The organism is Paenibacillus sp. 1SOY10 (assembly GCF_056836745.1).
Genome location: NZ_JBXENK010000004.1, coordinates 152,401 through 174,251 on the forward strand (window position 1 = coordinate 152,401; position 21,851 = coordinate 174,251).

Below are 21,851 nucleotides of genomic sequence, written 5' to 3' on the forward strand. Positions count from 1 at the left end.
GGATTCGACATCGAATCTTGAATTCACCCGGGCCTTCCGTTGCTCACGTACCCACTACGTACGCTCCGCTACTCAGTCCCTGGCTTCATCCAACCTTCTCGGCCCTGAAAATTCGACTTTTTGAACACGCACTATAAGAGAATCATTTCTTGACGCCCAACCGGGTATTAATCAACGGCCGGGCTCCTCGAACTGTCGCTTTGGGTGATGCAGTTTTTGCTTTCTTGATTTTTTGTGGAGTCTTAGGCAAACGTGGTGGTGAATGCCTTTGTTGGGTGAGAGGAGAGGTGGCTTGGTTCAATTGAATACTGCTGGAATGTACGGTTGGAAGGCTGACAGAGGAAGCAGGCGACAAGGCTTGCTTCCTGGAGGTGGATTCTCCCGACTTCTGAGCGCGCAAGAATGCCCCTGCAATGCGGTTGTTCAAGCGCAGCAGCTGTTCAAAGCTTTCTTCAACTGTGTTCCCGGGCATACTCTGGCCATATTCTTCAATTTGCCCCAATAGTTGCTTCACCGCACCTTGGTAATTCTGGAGCGAATGGGTAAATGCAGGACCAGCCTCATTCCTCTTCATCTTCTGCCTCAATCTCATCATGATCATAGTAATGCTCGCCGCCAATATGAGGTCCGAAGCCGATAATAGGTCCAGCCCCGGGTCTGCCCCAATCTTCTCCATCTCTTCCCCAATCCGTTCGCTCTCCCCAGTCTTCCCCCCAATCCTCTCCCCAGTCCTCAGGGGCTGCTGGATTGGCAGGATTGCTCCAGTCGCTTGGATCAGAACGAGGAGCGGCTAACGTAGCCGGATCTACCGGAAGCACTTGGCTTATCGGTAATACAGGTTCTGCTGGATTGGCCAATGCTGTAACTTGGGCCGGAGCAGCTAAGACCGAGCTGGCCACCCTTGCTTGCGGATCGGTGCTGCTCGGGTCCGTAGCACAACTGTACTCCAGTGTATGGTCGATCTTCCGCAATAACAGCCATTCTTTCATGATGATCATATCCATAAGTTGTATAGTTTGATTGGCATGCTTGCATAACAGGGTGCTACGCTCCACGACTGGCAACGTGGCCGATGCCCCCATCAAGCTACGAAGCTTTTCAGCCTCAGTATTCATCAGGTGGGCAAGAGCGTTCTCCTCCATGGCCACTGACTTGAGGAGATCATTCACGACCTGCTCACGGTTCGGCCGATGCGGCTCCTCCGGTATTGTTGGCATACTCATTGACAAGACCTCCCAAGGGAACGTAAAAAGTCGGTGTAGACACACATACTCTAAGAATATGAGGCCCCATAACCCAATATGAATAACAATAACCTATGTATTTGAGGAGGGCTTGCCTTGGTCACCGTCAGTTTGTGCATGATCGTCAAGAATGAAGAACAGTCATTGGAGCGTTGCCTCACATCCATAGCCGATTTGGTAGAGGAGCCAGTTAATAGTCATCACCAACAATAATCATATTAATCAAAGGAATAGGAGATTTACTCACGAATTTTTGACTTCTAAATTAATTAAAATGCTGCAACCACAGGTAGTGATTGCAGCATTCTCTGTTTATGATTGTACACATACCTTTATATGAATTTGCGAGCACTATTCCTTCCAGGAACTGAAAGCTATGATACTGTAACGACTGTTCTCATAGATATCGATTTCTCCACAGCTAACGATAGCCTCACATCAATCAATGCCTCCATCAAGGAATAAAACTCTTGGCCACCTCTCACGTAGTTGCTCATACGCAACAAGCATTCGGCCATGCCCAACTCCTCATCAGATAAGGATACGGGATAGAAGGGATTACGGTAAAGTATGCTTGAACCTGCCCTAAGCTCTCGTAGCGAGCTTGGTTCCAGGCTTCCTTCCATTCCATCCTGGATTCGTTGAATAGCATAATTCGTATAGGTCTTCCCATCCGGACTGGCTGTAATCTCGTTATCTCTGATTTCCCCTTGTGAGCCGCGTATAAGTAGACGGTGACTACGTAGGGGAGAGAAGTACTGTGAACGGGCAAAATCAAGTACAGCGCTCTTTTCACTTTCAAAGGATAGTAATGCAATATCCTGATATTCCGTCTCCATCCCTTCCCTCGCTGCCTGTCCACGATACGGGCTCTTCAGGACCTGTTGCTCGAAGCGTCTGGCCACTATTTCACAGCGCTCATTAGCAATGCCCAAATATCGCCGGATTAGTGCCATACCATGATAACCATGGGCCACGGACATTTGGACATGCCTCACCTCCCCCATCACGCCGAGTTCAATTAGCTGAATTCGCGCCATATGATGAGGCTGCCATGGATATTGCTCGGCTACCTGAATAAGCGAGCGGTGAGGGTGGGAAGCCATTTGAGCGAGCTGCGCACATCCCGTCTCATCGCAAGCTGGCGGTGTTTCAGCAAGCACGGGAATGCCCAGAGCAGACAACTTCAGCAGCATAGACGTTGCCTCTCGTTTGGATACAGCCAACACCAGGAAGTCACACTTTGATGCCAGTTCCTCCAGCGTGCTGTATAAGGGCACCCCCCACTTCACAGCAACTCCAGCATATTTGTTCTGATTACGCACAATAATACCCACGGGATAGAAGTATTCCGGGAGAAGGCGAGCCACCCGCAAATAGTTTTCTCCACGCCAGCCCAAACCAATTAGGCCAAACCGGACAGGCGTCTTCATCCTTTCCCCATCCATGGATTGGATGTTTCAAGGCCAACCTCCAGCCTCCAGCTGGCAGTTGAGCCGCCAGATACCTGCTTTACCTGGCCCCTGCGGTGTGCCTCATACACACTATCCAGGTAGCCAGTAGCCGGTTCAATGGCCAGGGTATAAGCCCCTAAAGCACCATATTGCGCCCAGACGGCCAGATAGGGAACCTCCTGGGGAGCGAAGCGAAAGTGGAGCCCTGCTCCTTTCAACGGATCCACCAAACCTGCATAACCTTCCTGAAGCGGTTCGGCAAAATAATACTTCTCGGCATGCTGAGAGGCCTCCTCCTCAAGTACGGACAGGTCTGTCATCTCTCCCCCCTGTGTAGGGGCTATTGGATAAGGCAGCTTGTGGTAAAGCTGGCCAAGACGACCATTATGGGAGTAGGTGAGCTGGATCGTTCCTTCTGACGGAGACGTAAGCAGCCTCATTCCTGAACGAATGCGCAGCAGGGGATGAGCCGCCCACAGATATGAGAAGGTAGTCGCTGTCCGGTTCTCCAGGACATAATCGAGAACGAGACTTGCTCCTGATAGGGACAAGGTTTTGCGTAGCGTATAGTCAATGTTCAAGCCATCAATCTCCATACAGAGCTTCCCTTGCTGCAAGGACCAGCGCCACGCGCGATTCCACACCTCGCCATGATCAGGAAAGCGGACATGCTGCCAGCCCTCGTCCGGACAAGCACAAGGCGTGATGGTAGGGAACATCTCATCCCAGCCTCCCTGGTCCCCCTCTCTCCAGTCTGTACAATGCTCCAGCGGCTCCCATGGGCGATTCGTTTGGTAAATCCACTCCCTTGCCTGCGCCTTGTCGTATAGAGAAATGATTTTGCTTCCTCTCTGGGGAACAACAATCACCGACAAGCATTCATTCTCGGCTTTGATGCAGGTGTACCCCTGGTGCAGATATTCGCTCCAGCTTGTGTCACTCATGCCTGATCCTCCTATCTGAAGGAAGAAGTCCGGGACAGCGTGTCCCGGACTTCTTCCTTGATGTTATTTTGCCAATTGAAGATGGAGCTGTGCGCCTATATGGTTGCAGTCCAAGCGAAGTGCCTCTTCAAATTCGGCTGTTGCAGCGTCTTTTTGGCCAAGACCGAGGAGGCCTAATCCTCTCATAAACCGGCAATGAATCACATTCTTCCTGTTCAAATCCTCTTCAAAGACAAGGAAGTCCGGAAGCGACACGGCAAAGTAATCAATCTTCACCTCATCAAACAGGTGTTTTTCAGCATAATCTATCAATTTATTGAATCTTCGCTTGGCTTCATGCTCGTTATTCAGCTTCAGCCAGGCCAACCCTTGATAGAAAATCATTTCTGGCGGTTGATCATTATAGTACATCGCGCTGCTTGGCTCCTCCAGGCCATGCGAGGCCGACTGGAACGCCGCCTTCGCCTCTTCCTGTTGTCCAAGACCCTCGTAGGCGCAGCCCATATAGTAATAGATATTGTTCTCCTGCGCTCCGGCCAGCTTGCCTTCTCCGAGGTTTTGCGGGTATACCAGAGCAGACTTGAGTAATTCAATGGCCTTCGTAAAATCACGTTCACTCAGGCTTTGCTTCGCCAGCTCGACATGAGCAAGTGCATACTGTCCTGTCGTCTTGCCTTCTCCACCCTCCCATGGGTGGAAATGACGGGAAGTGAGCAACGAGATAGCCTCTCCGTGCTGCCCAAGAAGATTGTACAGCGTCACATATTCGAGATACAAATCATCGCGAGCGTGGACCAGCCCTATCCGGTTCTTCAGGAACTCCAGACGCTCTGCTGCCGGTAGTCCGATTTTCTTATACAACTGGTCCAGTTCAAACAACACCCGAGCGTCCTGAGGATCACATTGATGCGCCTTCTCCAGTGAAGCCCTGGCCACTTCCGGATCATTCTGCTTGTTATAATAAGCCAAAGCCAGATTGCGATGTACAACGGAATAGCTATCATCCAGCGCGCGTGATTGCTCCCAGAGGCGGGTAGCCTCCTGATGACGCTTCTTATCGTAAAGCAAATTGCCCAAATAGTAGCAGGCCTTGGCATCCTTCTCATTGCACGAAATCGCATACTCCAGAATTTGCAGATCAAACAAGGTATTTGGGAAGCAATAATCAGGACTGGCCTTTCCTCCAGCAATTAATGACTGCTGTGCCAGCTTCTCCTGTCCCAGCTTGCCATACAGATAACCCAGTGCATAGTGTACTAGCGGATACTGCGAGTCCGTCAGCTGCTGCAGTACCGAGGCAGCCTCTTCATATAACCCGGCACTCGCATAGTCGGAGGCCAGCTCCAGATAGTTGCGTGGCTCATCCCGCAGCAATACCCGAAATTCGTGGAGCGCTGCTTGCGCCTCGCTGCCACTACCCTGGGCTTCCTGAATCAGGAACCGTTCATAATGGGCGGCAAAATCAGCTACGTCGAGCTTCAGGGTCTCATCGGCAAAAGCCTTGGACTCTCCCAGTCTTCCCAGCTTCCGCAGCATAGCCGTGCGCAGATTGCGGGTCTTGTAATTCCGCGTGTTACGGATCAGGGAACGATCGGCAAGCTCCAGCGCCTCCACATAACTTCCTTGCCCGGCGGCAATTTGGGCCAGGGAGAGATACCCGCTATCCTGCCATTGTGCATTCCAGACAGCCTTGTAGAAGGCGGTGAAGGCTTCTTCCATACGGCCCTGAAGCTTCAGGCTCAACCCCAACTGGTAGTACGCTTCCCCATCGTAAGGATTGGGATTACGCCAAGTCATTCTCTTGACCGCTCTGCGGAAGTGCTGCTCGCTTTCTGCGAACAGGCCTCTACGCAGCAGCAACGTGCCATAGGCTACATTAATACGGCTGTCGTCCTCATCCCGCTTGAGCCCCTCCAGATAATAAGCCTCAGGCTCAAAGGTAGCATGGCGGTACTGCTCCAGATGTAATCCGGCCAGATACAGCTCTTCATTCGTAGCCAGCTCCTGCGGCTCGGGAAGCGGCTTGGCAGCATCCGGTACCTGCTCGATGTCCTTTGGCTTTGGAGTATAGGACACCAGTACGCGACCTGCAGCATCCTTGATCGTCAAGGTAAGCTCATGCTCCTGAACACCGGCTTCCAGCTTGACCTCGGCGGAATAAGTGTCTGCGGGACTCAGCGTAATCTGCTTGGACAGCAGCGTCCCCTTAGGTCCAGACAATTCTACAAGCGCATTCTCATAACGGGCCGTAGTGTAAGCATAAATGACAGCCGTTCCCTTCATTTCATCTACTTCCAGGTTCACCGCCGCTTCAATCGAAGCATTCTTGACGACGCCAACCTCCTTGTAGGGCATGAAGTATTGCTTAAAGCTCTTCTCCTCATAAGGCTGCAGCCAGGTGAAGTCAGGCTGATTATCGGTAAAGACCCCTGTCATCAGTTCAATATAAGGACCATCCTCGTCGGTAAGATTGCGATCCCAGGCCTGGCCAAACTCCCCGTTCCCCCAGGTCCACTGTTTTTTGCCCGGTGAAATATGATGATTAGCGACATGCAAGAGACCTGCCTTGACCGAATGGTCGTAGCCCCCTACAAAATTGTAGTCCGATTTGTAGGCCATATATGAGGTGGGTACAGGGATATTCTTATAGCGCGATATATCTACACCCGAAGAATAATCCATCTTGTAGTACGTGCCTGTAGCAATTGGAAAACGCGATACATCTCGTTTGCCGTGATCGAAGACAGCGGTTACATCCGGCGGGAAAACCGACTGGGTATGATCATTTACAGCCACCGCAGGATTTGCCCACCACAGGAACGTTTGCGGCTGAGAGGTCCGGTTGAACATCTGTGCCGAAATTTCCAGATAAGCCTTCTCCGGATACAAGGTAAAGCCGGCTGTCACTTTGGTGCCATACATCCGGTCAATTTCACTCACCCAGACGGTTGCACTGCCATCTTCGTTCTCTTCCAGCCGATATTCAACCGGTCCGTAAGTGTTGGGACGATGGTGCTGCGGCCAGTTGAACTCGATCCCGCCGGAAATCCACGGTCCCGCCAGACCTACAAGCGCGGGCTTAATGACCTGGTTATAGTATACAAAGTCATAATTGTTCGTACGGTCAATCGCTCGGGATATGCGACCACCCAGCTCAGGCATAATTTCGATATGCAGGTACTCATTCTCAAGGATAACGACTTTATAAGGAGCCGGCTTCTTCTCATCCTCAATCTTCTCAATCACCGGATGAGGATACACTCGTCCTGAACTGCCTTGATAGACTCTCTTCTCAAGGAACATCGGATTTTTGTTGGGCTCCCCAACATGGTATGTCGGAATATAAACGGTTTCTTCCCAAATCTTTGTTTTGGAAACTTCCACTGTCAACATAATCACCCCTGTGCTCATAATTAACTTTCTAGCTCAACAATACAAGAACACTGTCCGGCCTACAATTCATGAAATTCTGAATAAGATGGACAATATTCTGATTATTATCTATAATATGCCTGAATAAGAAAATGGAGGCGTGAGGGGTGCAAAAAAAGAAAGAAGGCTTTGAATCCGAGAAGCTTCTGGTGCTTCCTGGCTACCAGCTGGATCAGATTGTAGCTCATCCTTTAAATCGCATGCTATATATTACGGATATCGGTTTATTTCCGAAAGCGCTTTACCACTTTAGAGAGCGGCCATCCGGAGTAGATACTTACATTTTGATTTATTGTGCTGAGGGAAAAGGAACCGTCATGGTTAACGGAATAGATTATCCTATCCAGGAACGACAGCTTATCCTGATTCCAGCCAATGTCCCACACGCCTACTGGACAGAAGCCTCATTCCCATGGACTATATATTGGTTTCACTTCAAGGGTGAGCAGGCTGAGAGCTACTGCAGTCTCCTGAGAGGCGGAGAAGGCCCACTCACCTTGACCGCCCAGGATTCGGAGAAGTTCATCACTCTTTTCCATGATTGCTATGATTTGCTCTCTACGGCGCCCCATTCAAGCACGCGCCAGATTCTAGCCATGCAAACAGCAAGTTACGCCTTAAGCTCCCTCGCCCTGATTCCAGAGCATGAAGAGAAGGAAAGCAGCAAGCAATATATTGAAACCGCCATTCATCTGATGACCATGAGGCTGGAGGAAAGCTTGACTCTGGACGAATTGGCTGAATATACGCAGGTGTCGAAGCAGCATTTGAATCATCTGTTCAAGTCCTCGGTAGGCTTCGCGCCTATCGACTACTATCTTCGTCTGAAGATGCGCCGAGCCAGCCAATTGCTGGACTTAACCCCTCTGACGGTTAAGGAAATTTGTCATCTGCTTGGCTTCAAGGACCCCTACTACTTCTCCCGACTATTCCGGAAAATCATCGGTCTTTCTCCGACGGCCTACCGGAACAAGCTGAAGGGCTAGACGGCTAGCCTGAAAGTAAAAGCGACGCAAGGAGTTTCTCCCTGCGTCGCTATGTTCAAGATTTGCTCTACATTTTATACTGTTTTAAAAGGCCACCTACCTTTAAAGCCTGATCCACTCCTCCAATACTTCAAAGCCCGTTGACCGCAATATAGTGACCTTTAACTCCCCGCTAAGGTCGATAATAGATACAGCTACCTTTACCTGCTCACCTGGAAGCATAGCTGGAATATCGTAGCTACGCTCTGCCCCCTGCTCGTCGATCAGTTGGAGGATGTACCCGGACAGGCTATAGCTTGGCAACTGGTTGCGGTTAGTAATCAGGCAATCGAGCTCGTTAGCAGAACTACGGGTTACCTCCAGCGTTAAAGGAGACAACGCCTGGCGAAGTACAGCGTACGAATCCTTCGGCATTCCGCAAAGATCGGTAACACCATGAACTCTCTGCCGTAGACGCCCGTCGCCCTCTTCACCCATCTGGGTGCGATAATCGTTGAGATTAAAGTAAATTACCCCGGCGATTTGCTCATATTTCTCATAGAAGCTCATCTTGTCTGCAATTTGCTTTTGCCGGAACGCATCTCCCCCAGGGTATACCGGCTCACACAAGCCAAATTCCGAGACTACGACTGGCTTATCCGGGTAAGCCTTCAGGATGCTTTGAATGGTCGTATCCATGTCATGCTCGCCATGCCAGGTTCCGATATAGTCATTCCACATGATGACATCCCCTTCCCCCGTCGCATCCTGCGCCGGATCGAAATGCACCGTATTGCTCACATAGTTCACAAGACGAGTCGCATCGAGGGTTCGAACATAAGCTCTGATGTCGTGTACGTACCGTGTTGTTCGTGCGGATTGACCGTCCAGTTCATTCCCCACGCCCCACGCAATAATACTGGGATGATGCTGGTGGCTGGAGATCATGTCGTCAAGCTGCTGGCGTACTGTTGTAATGGTGGACTCGCCAGGCTCTGACGGCTGCTGCCACAGCGGAACCTCCTCCTGCACCAGCAAGCCGTGACGATCGCACCAATCCAGAAGCAATTCGCTTTGCTGCCAATGGAACCTGGTTAGCACACAGTTCACATGCTTCAATTGGCCCAGTACTCGCTCCATATCCGCAAGGGATTCGGCCATGCCAGTATCCGGATGTGAGCCCGGCATCCATTCCACGCCTGTTAATCTTACGGGTTCGCCATTGAATAGCAGACGACCGCCATCGGCCTTGAGCTCCCGGAAGCCCAACGTTTTGCGCACCTGATCCTGAAGCTCATCCCCTGCCATAATTGAGAGATTAAACTCATATAAATGAGGATGGTCAAAATGCCAAAGCTCTACATGTTCCACCTCAATATCTGGAATTACAACGCTTGTACAAGGATACGGTACACTCCAATTGCCAGCGCAGACCTGTTGACCTGAATGGCAGAGCTCCCATTCCACCTTGAGGTCACGCTTCTGTAAGTCCGTTGCTGCATGCAGCATTACCTTCCCGGCGATTTTCCCTTTCACGCTGGAGCCCTTAACTTCGTCCAATAACGGAACTGCCTCGAGACGAACGGAATCTATGGCAGCCTCCCCCGTATATTTGAGGTGGACCTGCCGAATGATTCCACCATCATCTGCCCAGTCAAAGCTATTGTCTTTAGGCAGCGCCGTTTCACTGTTCTCATTATTCACCGAGACCATCAGAAGGTTATCACTGCCCTCCCGCAAAAAACGGCTAATTTCGATTCGAAATGGAGTATAGCCGGAATCAAGATGACTTCCCGCCAGCTCGCCGTTAACCCAGATCACGGCATCTCTATAAATAGCCTTAAATTCAAGCCAGACTCGCTTTCCCTGCGGGAGCCCTGCCGTACTGAACCGGGTCTCATACCAGGCGGTTCCACGATAATTTTCTGTGTCAGGACAGACGTTCCAGGTATGCGGCACCCTCACGGATTTCGGAGTAGGTAGCCCTTGCTCGAACCAGCCCATTTGCTGCCCCGAACCCTCAGAATCTATTTGAAATCCCCAATGCTCCAGCAATTTTCCCGTCCATTTCCCCGCTTGCACCATTATGAAACACTCCTTTACAGACTCAAATGTCGTTCTTCCTTGAAGGTAATCAAAATATAATGCAAGCGGATTCAGAATCCAATTGACTATTCTCTTAAATTCATGGACTATCCTCTTGTCTACTGCAATTTTTTTAATTCTTCTCGCTTGCGTTTCCGATAACTCGAAGGCGTTTCACCAAACGTGTCCCGAAACTTGCGAGCAAAATGCACCGCACAGTCAAAGCCAACATCGGACGCAATTTCCGCCACCTGCCGCTGAGTTCCCGCCAGAAGCTGTGCGGCCCTCTCCAGTCTGAACTTGGTCAGCGTATTCAGAATGGTGTCACCCACCTGCTCCTTGAAGAGATGAGATAACCGTGATACTGACAAGCAGCTTTGTCGCGCCAGCTCCGGCAAACTGATCCTCTGCGCAGGATTCAATTGCAAATTTCGCAGAATCTCCGAGATGCGCGGATCCATCGTAATCTCCACCTCCGGCAGTCGATCCAATTGGACATGGACGAGCGCTTCCTCCAGAGCAAGCTCGGATAATCTGCGATGAAGCTGCGATGTGACCCCTGGAAGCTCATGAGCTACCATTCGCATCAGGGCCTCCTCTACAGAATGCCGCGTCTCCAGGGAAGATATCATATGGAAGAGAAACCGTTCATCCGGTTCAGTCAGACGCAGCCATGTGCTCCATTGTGGATCAGGAATAAAGTGCGCCCATATCATCTCCCAGCCTTCTCCGCGTGTACTGTAGTGATGCGGCATTCCGGGCAGCAGCAGCGCCATATCCCCCGCGCTGCAGGAGACATGCTCCTGCCCAAGCTGAATTTGTCCTTCTCCTGAAATCGTATATATCAGCAGCCAGTCTCTACTGCCTGATGCTCGATGAATAGCGTAATCTGCCTGCACACTGAAATGCCCCGCTATCAGAATACCGTAGGAGCGTTCACCATGAATAGCATAATCCATCGTATTTTCAGCCATATTCTATCTCCCTCTCTTCTGCAGCATCAATTAGAATACTATCATAATAAAGCTTATTATTTTTACCCCCATTTAAATGAAGGAGGACTAATCATGAGTAAGAAGGTATTATTTATTGTACCACCAGAACGATTTAATGAGGTGGAGCTATTTTATCCCAAGGAAGTCCTGGAGAAAGGCGGCATTCAGCTCCGGTACAGATGATTTTCTCTGTAATTTCCTAAGCTGCACGGCTACATTAGGCAAGCCCCCGCTGACCAACTCGTCATCCCCGGCATCTTTGCAAGCGCAGTAACAATTGCTGAAACTAGTCTGCTCTCTGGATGATATTATTACAACTGATGCCCTTAAGGAGCGTTTTGGTCAGGCTAGCCTGAGGGCGCTGCATTGAGCTGGGCCCGGTCAAGTTGAACGAAAGAATTAATAGCATAATCCATCAGTTTTTTAGCCGAATTCTCTCTAGCTGCCTTATAACGAACATACTAAAATACAAGATAGATCAGATTTTACCCATTTATTGAGGAGGACCTCTTATTATGACATCTGTAACCAAGCTTAATCTGAAGGATACGCCTGAATTTGAAATTAAAGCGGGAAAGCTAGGCGCCAATGGTGGTGCTAATCCAAAGGGGGAACGCTTTGGATTTACTAACTTTTATATGACTCGTAATGGAAAACCCTTTATTCCGGTTGTAGGAGAATTTCATTTCTCCCGTTTCCATCACCTGCAATGGGAAGAAGAGCTGCTCAAGATGAAAGCTGGTGGTGTTCATATTGTAGCCACCTATGTATTCTGGAACTATCATGAAGAGGAGGAGGGGGTGTTCGACTGGAGCGGCAGCCGCAATTTGCGCCACTTCGTGGACCTCTGCGCCAAGCTGGATTACCCGCTTATTTTGCGAATCGGTCCCTTCTGTCACGGAGAGGTAAGAAACGGCGGTATCCCGGACTGGGTGTTCTCCAAGCCCCTCGAAATCCGCTCGAATGACCCGGCTTACTTAGAGCTTTCAAGAAAGCTGTATCGGGAAATTGCCAAGCAGATTAAAGGAACTATGTACCAAGAGGGTGGTCCGGTTATCGCCGTCCAGTTGGAGAACGAATATATGCACTGCAGCGCTCCTAACGATGCATGGGGCTACACCCATGGTAAATTCATGAGTTCAGGCACAGAAGGAACCGCTCATTTGGCTGAACTGCGCCGGCTTGCAGAAGAATCCGGGATTCATCCCCTCTTCTTTACAGTTACTGCCTGGGGCGGGGCAGCGATTCCAACCGAGGACTTCCTGCCGATGCTGGCAGGCTATGCCTATACCTCCTGGCTTCCTGACCAGCCGGCCAGCCGCGAGTTCTTATATCGCGATTTGCACGCGGTCCCCATGGAGCCTGTTGACTTCGACACGCGTCAATATCCGGTAGCCTATTGTGAGATGGCCGGCGGCATGCAGGTCAGCTACAAGGCACGTCCGTTTGTACCTGCCGAAAGCGTTGAGGCTATGACGCTGATCAAGCTGGCCAGCGGCAGCAATATGCTGGGCTATTACATGTATCATGGCGGATCGAACCCGATCGGCAAGAAAACCTATATGAATGAGCAGTTCCTGCCCAAGATCACTTATGATTATCAGGCCCCTCTTGGCGAATTTGGCCGCATCGGTGAATCCTATGACCGCATTCGCTCGCTGTCCATGTTCATGGAAGCGTTCGGAGACCTGCTTGCTCCCATGCCTACCGTGCTCCCCGAAGGGCAAGCGGAGCTCGAGGTGCTGGATACGGAAACACTGCGTTGGTGTGTAAGACAGCAAGGGGGCAGCGGCTTTGTTTTCCTGAATAATTTTCAGGATACCGTGGATATGCCAGACCGTCATTTTCGCATTGAACTGGACACCCCCCGGGGGAAGGTTGCCTTTCCTTATGAGGGCGAAGCCCTGCTAGCTAGTAGCACAGGAGCCGTGCTCCCCTTCAATTTGGAACTGCATGACGTGTCGCTCGTCAGCTCCACCGCCCAGTTGCTCACCGAGGTGACAGCAGAGGACGAGCACGTGCTATTCTTCTATGCCCATCAAGGACTCACTCCGGAATACGTTGTGCTGAAATCCTCCATTGATTCTATTCAAGTGATGGATGGAGAAGTCGAGGACAAGGGCTCGTTCTACCTGATTCATCCAACAGCAGGCAAGAACCATAGTGTGCTCTTTAAGACCAGCACAGGCGAGTCCGTACGCTTTGTCACCTTGACTCGCCAGGAGGCATTGCAGTCCTACCGCTTCGACCTGTGGGGTCAGCAACGAGTAGTGATCAGCGACAGTTCACTAGTAGTTCACAATGATCAGCTGGTATGCACCTCGACGGGAGTTCATTCCTTCCAGCTTTCCGTATTTCCTGCTCCGGCCACATCACCAGATGCCTCTTACGGCGCATTGAGCTCAGATACACCGGAGGGGATATTTACGACCTATTCGCTGCAGCTGCCGGCCTACACACCGGAAATAAATATAACCAAGCCGGCTGACAAAACGGCAATTCTGGAGGTCTCGGATGCCTGGCCTGCCCATGTTGATGATGTATGGCTGGAGATCGATTATGACGGCGATGTAGCCGAAGCCTTCCTCGGCAGCACCTTGCTAACGGATAACATTCATTTCGGCCAGACCTGGCGTATTGGACTCAAGTCCTCCTATAATCAGTTGGAGAAGGAAAAGCTGTATTTATCCATCACTCCACTGCGTAAGGGGACCGTCCATACGTACATTAACCAGGCCCAAATTGAAGTGTTTGAAGGCGTAGAAATTGCTGTCTTCCACCGGATTGAGGCCATCGCCCAATACCGTACAGCACTATCCCTTCGCAAGAACTAAAGGACCTCTCTGAATTCCGCTACCCTCTCGGAGCCTGCACCAGACTATGCAGACGCCGAGGGGGTATTCAGCTTGGACGAAATACTTTGCAAGGCGCTTTGTCGTATCCGACTAAGGGAAGGAGAGCTGCCTACAAAAAGGTACAGCCCTCTACCTAAACGGAGAAGACTGTCCTTATACTTGGTTATTTAAATTTGCAGCAGTCTATCAATCATTACAGCTGCCTGGGCGCGAGTTGTAGGTTGCTGCGGGGCGAATTGCCCGTGGTCCAGCCCCTGGATGATCCCTGCAGCCACAAGCTGCTCTACCGCTTCCAGTGCATAATTACTGACTCCGCTCGTCTCCACCTGTACCACCGGAGCTGCGTCATTCGCAGCGAGCCCAGACTGTGCCACCTGTACTGCCTTAAATATCATAACGGCCATATCCTGACGAGTAATCGGCTCTTCAGGAGCAAAGCTGCCATCCCCTCTTCCTTGAACGATGCCCAACTGTCTGGCTTCCGCGACTGCGTCCCCATACCAGACATTTTCCGCTACATCAAGGAAGCCATGACCAGAGGGTGTACCCGTTGCCTTTAGATCAAAGGCAGTCAGCAACATACTGGTAAATTCTGCGCGTGTCACCTCACGTGCCGGGGAAAACATCCCTGCCGAAGTTCCCTTGACAATATCTCTGGCTGCAAGCGCCTCAATGCTGGCCTTGGCCCAGGCTACAGGGTCAAGGTCTGAGAAAGAGGTATCCGCATAAGCAACGTAATAACTCCCCCACTGGCGGAGGTGCAAGATGACCGCTTCCAAGCCGGTATCATACCAACTACGCTTGTCGAGCTTCATAGCTTCGTTCTCATCAAGGTAGAAGGCAACTACCTGGTGTGGCTTCTGTCCTGCCTGAAGCGAATAAGGCAACGCCAGCTGTACCCTCTTATCTGCAATGTCGACGGGCTTGCCATCCACGTGCAGCGTAATGGCTAGCCCCCCTGCTCCATCCATCCGCTGTTGTGCCGATCGGTTCAGACGATCCTGGTCAGCATGGGCTATAGTTAAGCTTGCTGTACCTGTGGCGCTAATATCCGCCCCTTGCAGCAAGGATGGCTGGAACGCGATGGCTGCCAGCCTCGTATCGATAGTGACCCTTGATATCCCGCTCTCACGGATCAGCGGCGCTACAGGCCAATGTACCTGAACAGAAGTAGCCGCCGTGTCCGGTATCACCGTGATGGTCAATTTCCCGGAATCTGCCGACTGAATGCCTTTCTCCAGATCGCTGGCATGGATCGTCACCTTCGCGATGCCGTCGGGGCCCGTTGTTGGTGTAAAGGATAGCTCAGTTTGCCCCGCTTGACCTGAATTCCCCGGAGAGACAGGGGAAGGGGTAGTGGCTCCCGGCGTGGTCCCGTTGGAGGCTCCAGATCCACCCGGCTGTCCGCTCCCACTCTCTGTGGCTCCCAGATAACCCAGCCTTACATCATCCACCAGCGCCCAGTTCCCCCCTCTGGCATCCGCTGCAAACCCAAAGGTCAGCTTGCCGCCAGTCACCGTTACCTTCAGGTTCAGCTTCGTCATCGTTCCCGTCGTAGGAATGTCCAGCCGTTTCATCTTTGCGTCACCTGGTTGAGCGAACATATAATACTCTCTCTGCCCACCACCATTATAGAACCATGCAGACAGAACGTAATCTCCATCCTTAAGCTCCGTCACTGTCTGTGTAGCTTGGGAGGTATAGTCATCTTCCATCCAGTTGGACAACACATACTGGCCTTGCTTGACAGCACTATGCTGCTGAGCATAGGTAGACTGCTCCGTTCCTTCCAGCTCCCATCCGGGAATATCATATTGCGAAGCGCCTTGCTTCTCGAACCCGCCATTTACAATCTCAACTTCTGTACCCAGGCGTAAATTAGCGTGGTTCGTCTCTGACAGAGCAACTACCTTGACGTCCTCCAGCATACCGACCATGTAGCCGGCTTTGATCGCCGTCAGCTGATAGACTCTACCCGCAAGTACATCAGACAGGATGTAAGTGCCCTTCGTATCGGTTAAGGCGCGGTACTCTTGATCTCCCGAGATGGCGACAATCTCGACACCGGAGACCGGAGCACCCGAGATGTCGGTAACTCGCCCGGAAATTCGGCCTGTATTGGCATCCAGCACGAAGTTAATTCGCTCGGTATATTTGCCTATAGCTACTTTGGTATTCTTGTATTCTGCAGTCAGAAAGTTGGCCTTGGCAGCATATACCGTGTAATTCTCTCCCGCCGGTACGTGCGCAATGCTGTAAGAGCCGGTCTGATCGGTCTGGGCCACCAGACGCTCTCCTGCGACCACAACGTATACTTCGGCCCCTTCAACAGGAGCTCCCGTCCGATTGCTCACCATACCCCGAATTGTGCCGGAATTAAGCACCACGGTAAAATCAAGACCCGTCTTGGGCTGGCCTGGCAGCAGCTCAATCCCGGACTTTAGGTCTGAGGCATGACCCGGCTTGCGAGCCATAATAGTTAGCGCCTGACCCGCGGGCAGATCAGCGAAGGTATACTCTCCCTGAGGATTGCTTGTAGTCGAATGAGCTACTTCTCCCCCGTCCACTGCAATCTCCACGTCAGGAACGGGACGTCCCTGAGCATCCCGGATCACGCCTGAGAGCGAGGTTCCGGTTAGCTGAACATCTGCAGTTGCAATTTCACCATAGACCACTTTAGATACGGTGGACTTGCTACCCTGATACCCTGTTTTTGCGACGGATACCTTGTAATTGGCTCCCGGAGTCACGTCAGGGAACAGGTAGTTACCGTTGGCATCCGCATAGGTCGTAAGTTGCGTTCCGTTCAAGTCCAGCTGAACCTTAGCGCCGCCAATCCGGTTCCCGCCTCCACCGCGAACTACACCGCTAATCATGCCAAAGGGACTGCCGTCGGCATGATGCAGATAGGCATCATGCACCGGCAACGCCCTGCCCTTGAAATCAAACAAGGTAGTGTTGGAGACCGCGTTGATATCCACTTCATCATCAGCCTCTTTGTAAGCCCAACCCACACCGGGAACTTCAATCATAATGGGATCCCAGTATATATCCCCAATGATTCTGCCATGCTCTGCACTCTTCAATGCATTAAATAGCTCGTTCATAAAATTCTTCTGCCCTTCGGGCGTGCTGGTCTCCATGGGATAAGGGCCATTATGCGTCAGTTGCCCGGGAGAACCATCGGGTATCGTAGGATGCCAGTTGTAGCCGGTCTCCATAATCATGATATCCTTATCGTACTTTGCGCTCATCGCATTGCAGAATTCCACGATCTCTTCGATTCTCTTATTCGTCCAGAATGGATAATAGGAAGGGCCAATAATATCGTAAGGTACCTTCATTTCCTCCATCTTATTGAAGAAGGTTTCATATTTATCATAATTTCCTGCATCATCCAGATGCAGAATAATCTTCGTTGCCGGAGAAATGGCCTGGACCGTCTGTGACCCGGCCGTCAGAAAACGCCCCAGATTATCCCAGGTTGAGCCGCCTGCTCGGCCAAAGGGATACAAAATCCCCGACTGCATCTCGTTGCCAAGCGATACATACTCCGGTAGAGTCCCCTGCTCCTTCATGGCCAGCATCATATCGCGGGTATATTCGGTTAGCAATTCCTCCAGCTTGCTGATCTTCGCTTCTTCCTCGGTCAATTCGCTGATTTGCTCCTGCCAGGCATGAGGAATGTTCTGGATCGATCCATTCGTCCAATAATCGCTGTAATGAAAGCTTAATTGGATTTGCAGCCCGGCAGCCTTCGCTCTTCTGGCCAGCTTCAGGGTATCGGCTTTGTCCATAAAGCCCTCCGGCACATAATACGTGCCATCGCCTCGGCCCTTGCCGGGATCGTTGTACAACCGAAGCCGAACGATATCCTGGCCATTCTCCTTGAGAAGCTGGAACAAATCCTTCTCAACCCCGTTCCGATCGTAGAATTTCCCTCCTCTGGATTCTACGTAACTCAGCTCTGAGGTATCGCCACCTTTAAGCAGGCGATAAGGTTGATTATCCTTGACCAGTTCAACCTGATCCAGTTGTGCCCATCCCTCAGTCCCTGAATCTGAATACAAGCCAATGGTCAACTGCCCTGTAGTCACAGGAATACCCCGGATAGTGACCTTAGTCCAATCACTACCCGCTGGCAGAGCGGTTCTGTATTCCGAGGTTCCATGATCTCTGGCGAACAGATAGCTGGCCTTCTGCCCGCCGCTGCTTCGAGTCCAGCCAGTCAGCGTGTAATAGCCATTGTCCAGACTGGACAAGGCCTGCAGCGTTGTCACCTCGTAGGGTCTGTTCCCTTTATGATACAGACTGAATTCCCCATGATATCCCTCTACATCGCTGAAGGCAGAGGCAGCATCTCCTTCTGTTCTCCAGCCATTTACATCTTGGGATGGAGCCGCGTCCTCAAAGCTGGGATTAACAATTATAGCGCTTACATTTTTCGGTTTAGTAAAAGATGGATCCCCTTCCTCCGCCATCGACTGGGCGGGCGGCCACACCATGCCAATTAGCAACATGCAGGATACCATTACCATCCAGCCAGCCCTACGGGCTGGCCCCTCACGATGATACATCTTCATACCTCCTCATTTATGGGTGTTTGTAGCCTGTACGGCCGGGGTCTGCTGCCGAAATTCCTGCGCTTGCCGCCGTGCCTCATCCATAACCTTGGGAAAACCCGCTTCAGTAACAGCTGCCTTCATCTGATTGTAGGTTGCCATGACGTCATCGACCATCCCTCCCTGCATGGGGGTCAGGTACTGAATAGCTACCTGATTCACTTGCTCCAGTTCGACCTTAACCGGCTCGGGATTAAAATTAAACGCGGCATAACGATAAGGAACTCGCACTTCATTAATTTGCTCGAGATGCTGCCGATAAGTACGGCTCCATGAAGCAAATGGCGGGTATTTGCTCTTATTCGTGAACCAGAAGCCAGCCGCATCTGGCGGATAATCATTAAATTCAACAGGAAGCCCCTCCGGAGGGGCAATCTCACCGTCAATCAAGGTGTAATTCTTGCCTTCAATGCCAAAGTAGACCAGTCGGCTATATGCGGGATCCTCCATAATCAAATCAAGTACCCTCATCGTCAGCTCGGGATGCCTGGAGTTCGTGGGCAAGGCTACTCCATTGTTCACAAATGGATCGGCTATATATGTTCCCTGATCTGACAAGGAAGGGATAATTTCAACCTCCCAGCCCTTCTGCTCGGCGGTCATTAAGGTAGACTGAATATCATTGGAATTGCCAAAGGCTACCGCGGACAAACCCTGTTCGAAGGACTCCTTGCTCCTCACCTTGTTAGCAATGGCATCCTGATTGATGTAGCCCAGATCATACCATTCCTTTATGACCAGAGCCGCCTGAAGATAGCTGCTGCGCAGCGGCTCGTCAAACAAAGTCAACAGCTCGCCCGAGGGGTCATCCCAACTGGCAAAGACACCGGAGAAGCTGTTCGTTGTAGTTACCAAATCGACTACAGCCGGCCCCATTTCCCACTGCAGGTTGGAGTGGGCCTTGGACAAATCATATTGCTTATCTACACGGATCGGCACCATATTCGGCTCATACGCCTTTATGGCTGCCAGATAAGGCTGCAAATCAGAGAAACGATTCATGGCCGGTACCCCATACTTCTTGCGAAGATCCCCCCGTATTAAGGTAACCGGCACCTTTAAGTCCGGGGAAGCAGAAGGAATCATAAAGACTTGCCCGTCAATTTTAGCCTGCTCCCAGGCTTCAGGTGGTAGCGACTTATCATGGAGAGGCATATAGGACCGCATCATCTCGGACGTGATCTCCCGAAAACTGCCTTGGGCAACAACCTGAGAATAATATGTCCAATTGCTGGCAAAGATGAAGTCCACGCTCTCATCCGAAGCTAATATGAGAGGATATCTGGAAGCCAGTTCTCCCCAATCAATATAATGAAGCTCAAGCTGGCAATTCAAATCCCGGATCAGCCTATTATTCAGTTGCTCAAGCACATCATGTAATCCAGAGGGCGGACTTCCAATCAAATAACCGGTCAATGTCGTTGGCTCTGCAGCCTGATCTTTGTCCAAGCTTGCCGGCTCTCTGCAGCCACTCACTACAAACACACAAATCATCAGGGAAAAACAAAGCCCTCTCCATCCTCTGTGTCTCATTCTCCTGCCCCCTTTATCGCTCTATTTAAAAATTCCATGCGATAAGGAGCAACTCCTTTTTTATACTAGTGGAGATAGAGAAGGAGTCGGGTTATCGACTCGACTCCATGGTTATCTCTAAAGCTTATTCCTGATTGGCAAGAAACTCCGCTGCCTGCTTTTTTGCTTCCTCAAGGATTTTATCCGAGCCAGCATTTTTAGCTCTCTTCTCCAGCTCTGCAAAGGCCTTATCAAGATCATCCATAATCCCGCCTTGAATAGGCAGGGCATATTGGGTTTTTACCGTGTTCATGTTGGCCAGCTCTGTTTTGATATTGGAGGTATCCATCGCCAGTGAGTTATACACATATGGCACTAGAATATCCTTTAAAGACTCCTTATGCTCAATATATTGCTCTGTCCAGTTTGCCATAGGCGGGAACTGGCTCTTGTTCGTGAACCAGAAGCCGGCTGCATCTGGCGGATAAGTGTTAGACTCTACAGTTACTCCTTCAGGCAGATCAATCTTGCCATCCTTCTCAATATAATTCACGCCTTCAATTCCGAAGTACACCAGCTTATTGTAGCTAGGGTCCTCCATAATCAGGTCCAGCGCCATCATGGCCCGCTCGGGATTTTTGGTGCCTGCAGCTAGTGACACCCCGTTATTGATATAAGGGTCCTGCAGATACGTCCCCTTGGCAGAAAGACTTGGGATAATAGCGACCTCCCAGCCTACCTCAGCTGCCTTGGCCAAGGTGGTCTGGATATCGGTGGTGTTGCCAAAGGCTACCGCTGATTTTCCTTGCTCAAAAGCATCCTTGCTCCGTACCTTATTTGAAATTGCATTTTTATTAATATAGCCCTTGTCGTTCCATGATTTTACAATTTCTGCAGCTTTCTTTTGTGGCTCCAAAATATACGGATCAAATTGGGAATACACCGTGCCTTCCGGATCATCCCAGTCTGTATGGGTTCCGGACCAGCCATTGGTGATCAATACGCTGTCTACCGTAGCTGCTCCCAGCTCCCATTGCAGGTTAAAGAAATATTTACCAAAATCGAATTGGCTATCTGCGTTAATAGGGATCATACCTTTTTCATTTTGCTTGACAGCCTCAAGATAAGGCTCAATATCCTGGAACTTCTTAATCTCTGGTAATCCGTATTTTTTGCGCAGATCATCACGGATCAGCGTTACAGGAACCTTCTCATCAGGCGATGAGGTAGGAATCATATAAATCTTGCCGCCAATCTGGGCTTCCTTCCAGGCTACCTCACTGGTTGCGGCAAAGTGCTTGGACATGTAGGTCTCGATCTCATCCAATGTAATCTCGCGGAAGGCTCCCTTCCCGGCCTCCTGACTGTAATACGCCCAGTTCGCCGAGAAGATAAAGTCCACATCCTCCCCAGCCGCCATCACTAACGGATACTTGGAGGCAAGATCCCCCCAGCCGATGTAGCGGAATTCAATTTCAGCATTAATATCTGCCTTTAATTTGTTGTTCAGCTCTTTAACAACATCATTCATTCCCGCTGGCGCAGTTCCCAGCAAATACCCGACAAGTTTGACAGGCTTGGATGTATCGGTTGGTCCTCCACTTCCCTGCCCTGCGTTGGAAGATGAATTGTTGCTTCCTGGCTCATTTGTTCCAGCTGTATTGTTGCCGCCACCACATCCGGCCACTACCATTCCGATAATCAGCATCATTGCTATTAAGGTCATTAAAGATTTCTTCACTC

At 50.7% G+C, this 21,851-nt stretch carries 12 protein-coding genes; 2 read left to right on the forward strand and 10 right to left on the reverse strand.

Annotated features, from left to right (window positions below):
- Positions 1-142 precede the first annotated feature (142 nt).
- The 5 genes from AC1VOR_RS13345 to AC1VOR_RS13365 all read right to left on the reverse strand — a co-directional run bounded on the left by AC1VOR_RS13345 (position 143) and on the right by AC1VOR_RS13365 (position 7,035).
- Positions 143-574 carry a hypothetical protein gene (locus tag AC1VOR_RS13345; protein WP_482618448.1) on the reverse strand — a complete coding sequence of 144 codons (432 nt, stop codon included), beginning with the start codon at positions 572-574 and terminating at the stop codon, positions 143-145.
- Complete coding sequence (locus tag AC1VOR_RS13350) at positions 561-1,223, reverse strand: alpha-helical endospore appendage domain-containing protein (protein WP_482618449.1); 663 nt, start codon at positions 1,221-1,223, stop codon at positions 561-563. The genes AC1VOR_RS13345 and AC1VOR_RS13350 overlap by 14 nt, the downstream gene beginning before the upstream one ends.
- Before the next feature lie 395 nt (positions 1,224-1,618).
- Entirely contained in the window at positions 1,619-2,677 is a 1,059-nt protein-coding gene (locus AC1VOR_RS13355; protein WP_482618450.1) for a Gfo/Idh/MocA family protein, read from the reverse strand.
- Entirely contained in the window at positions 2,674-3,642 is a 969-nt protein-coding gene (locus AC1VOR_RS13360; RefSeq protein ID WP_482618451.1) for a DUF4432 family protein, read from the reverse strand. Before AC1VOR_RS13360 ends, AC1VOR_RS13355 begins: the two co-directional genes overlap by 4 nt.
- A gap of 63 nt (positions 3,643-3,705) precedes the next feature.
- The gene (locus AC1VOR_RS13365; RefSeq protein WP_482618452.1) at positions 3,706-7,035 is read right to left on the reverse strand and encodes a DUF5107 domain-containing protein; all 3,330 of its coding nucleotides are present in this window, start codon (positions 7,033-7,035) and stop codon (positions 3,706-3,708) included.
- A gap of 146 nt (positions 7,036-7,181) precedes the next feature.
- Between AC1VOR_RS13365 and AC1VOR_RS13370 the strand changes: the two genes are divergently transcribed.
- The gene (locus AC1VOR_RS13370; protein WP_482618453.1) at positions 7,182-8,060 is read left to right on the forward strand and encodes a helix-turn-helix domain-containing protein; all 879 of its coding nucleotides are present in this window, start codon (positions 7,182-7,184) and stop codon (positions 8,058-8,060) included.
- Positions 8,061-8,162: 102 nt separating this feature from the next.
- Here the strand turns inward: AC1VOR_RS13370 and AC1VOR_RS13375 are convergent, their stop codons facing one another.
- Together AC1VOR_RS13375 and AC1VOR_RS13380 are read right to left on the reverse strand one after the other, a co-directional pair.
- Positions 8,163-10,124, reverse strand: a complete 1,962-nt coding sequence (locus tag AC1VOR_RS13375; RefSeq protein WP_482618454.1) for a glycoside hydrolase family 2 protein — start codon at positions 10,122-10,124, stop codon at positions 8,163-8,165.
- Between the two features lie 119 nt (positions 10,125-10,243).
- Positions 10,244-11,098 carry a helix-turn-helix domain-containing protein gene (locus AC1VOR_RS13380; protein ID WP_482618455.1) on the reverse strand — a complete coding sequence of 285 codons (855 nt, stop codon included), beginning with the start codon at positions 11,096-11,098 and terminating at the stop codon, positions 10,244-10,246.
- 536 nt (positions 11,099-11,634) lie between these two features.
- On the opposite strand from AC1VOR_RS13380, the gene AC1VOR_RS13385 reads away from it, so the two are divergent.
- Positions 11,635-13,953 (forward strand): beta-galactosidase, encoded by a 2,319-nt coding sequence (locus AC1VOR_RS13385; protein ID WP_482618456.1) that lies wholly within the window; start codon positions 11,635-11,637, stop codon positions 13,951-13,953.
- A 188-nt stretch (positions 13,954-14,141) separates the two neighbouring features.
- On the opposite strand, the gene AC1VOR_RS13390 is transcribed toward AC1VOR_RS13385, so the two are convergent.
- The 3 genes from AC1VOR_RS13390 to AC1VOR_RS13400 all read right to left on the reverse strand — a co-directional run bounded on the left by AC1VOR_RS13390 (position 14,142) and on the right by AC1VOR_RS13400 (position 21,849).
- The gene (locus AC1VOR_RS13390; RefSeq protein ID WP_482618457.1) at positions 14,142-18,551 is read right to left on the reverse strand and encodes a glycosyl hydrolase 53 family protein; all 4,410 of its coding nucleotides are present in this window, start codon (positions 18,549-18,551) and stop codon (positions 14,142-14,144) included.
- Between the two features lie 12 nt (positions 18,552-18,563).
- A complete protein-coding gene (locus AC1VOR_RS13395; protein ID WP_482618458.1) occupies positions 18,564-20,129 on the reverse strand; it encodes a DUF3502 domain-containing protein in 1,566 nt (521 codons plus the stop codon).
- Positions 20,130-20,253: 124 nt separating this feature from the next.
- The gene (locus AC1VOR_RS13400) at positions 20,254-21,849 is read right to left on the reverse strand and encodes a DUF3502 domain-containing protein (RefSeq protein ID WP_482618459.1); all 1,596 of its coding nucleotides are present in this window, start codon (positions 21,847-21,849) and stop codon (positions 20,254-20,256) included.
- Positions 21,850-21,851 lie beyond the last annotated feature (2 nt).

Coding starts and splice junctions, on each gene's coding strand:
- AC1VOR_RS13360 (WP_482618451.1), bottom strand. CDS start 3,642: ATGAGTGACACAAGCTGGAGCGAATATCTGCACCAGGGGTACACCTGC.
- AC1VOR_RS13375 (WP_482618454.1), bottom strand. CDS start 10,124: ATGGTGCAAGCGGGGAAATGGACGGGAAAATTGCTGGAGCATTGGGGA.
- AC1VOR_RS13390 (WP_482618457.1), bottom strand. CDS start 18,551: ATGTATCATCGTGAGGGGCCAGCCCGTAGGGCTGGCTGGATGGTAATG.
- AC1VOR_RS13365 (WP_482618452.1), bottom strand. CDS start 7,035: ATGTTGACAGTGGAAGTTTCCAAAACAAAGATTTGGGAAGAAACCGTT.
- AC1VOR_RS13385 (WP_482618456.1), top strand. CDS start 11,635: ATGACATCTGTAACCAAGCTTAATCTGAAGGATACGCCTGAATTTGAA.
- AC1VOR_RS13350 (WP_482618449.1), bottom strand. CDS start 1,223: ATGAGTATGCCAACAATACCGGAGGAGCCGCATCGGCCGAACCGTGAG.
- AC1VOR_RS13345 (WP_482618448.1), bottom strand. CDS start 574: ATGAAGAGGAATGAGGCTGGTCCTGCATTTACCCATTCGCTCCAGAAT.
- AC1VOR_RS13380 (WP_482618455.1), bottom strand. CDS start 11,098: ATGGCTGAAAATACGATGGATTATGCTATTCATGGTGAACGCTCCTAC.
- AC1VOR_RS13395 (WP_482618458.1), bottom strand. CDS start 20,129: ATGAGACACAGAGGATGGAGAGGGCTTTGTTTTTCCCTGATGATTTGT.
- AC1VOR_RS13355 (WP_482618450.1), bottom strand. CDS start 2,677: ATGAAGACGCCTGTCCGGTTTGGCCTAATTGGTTTGGGCTGGCGTGGA.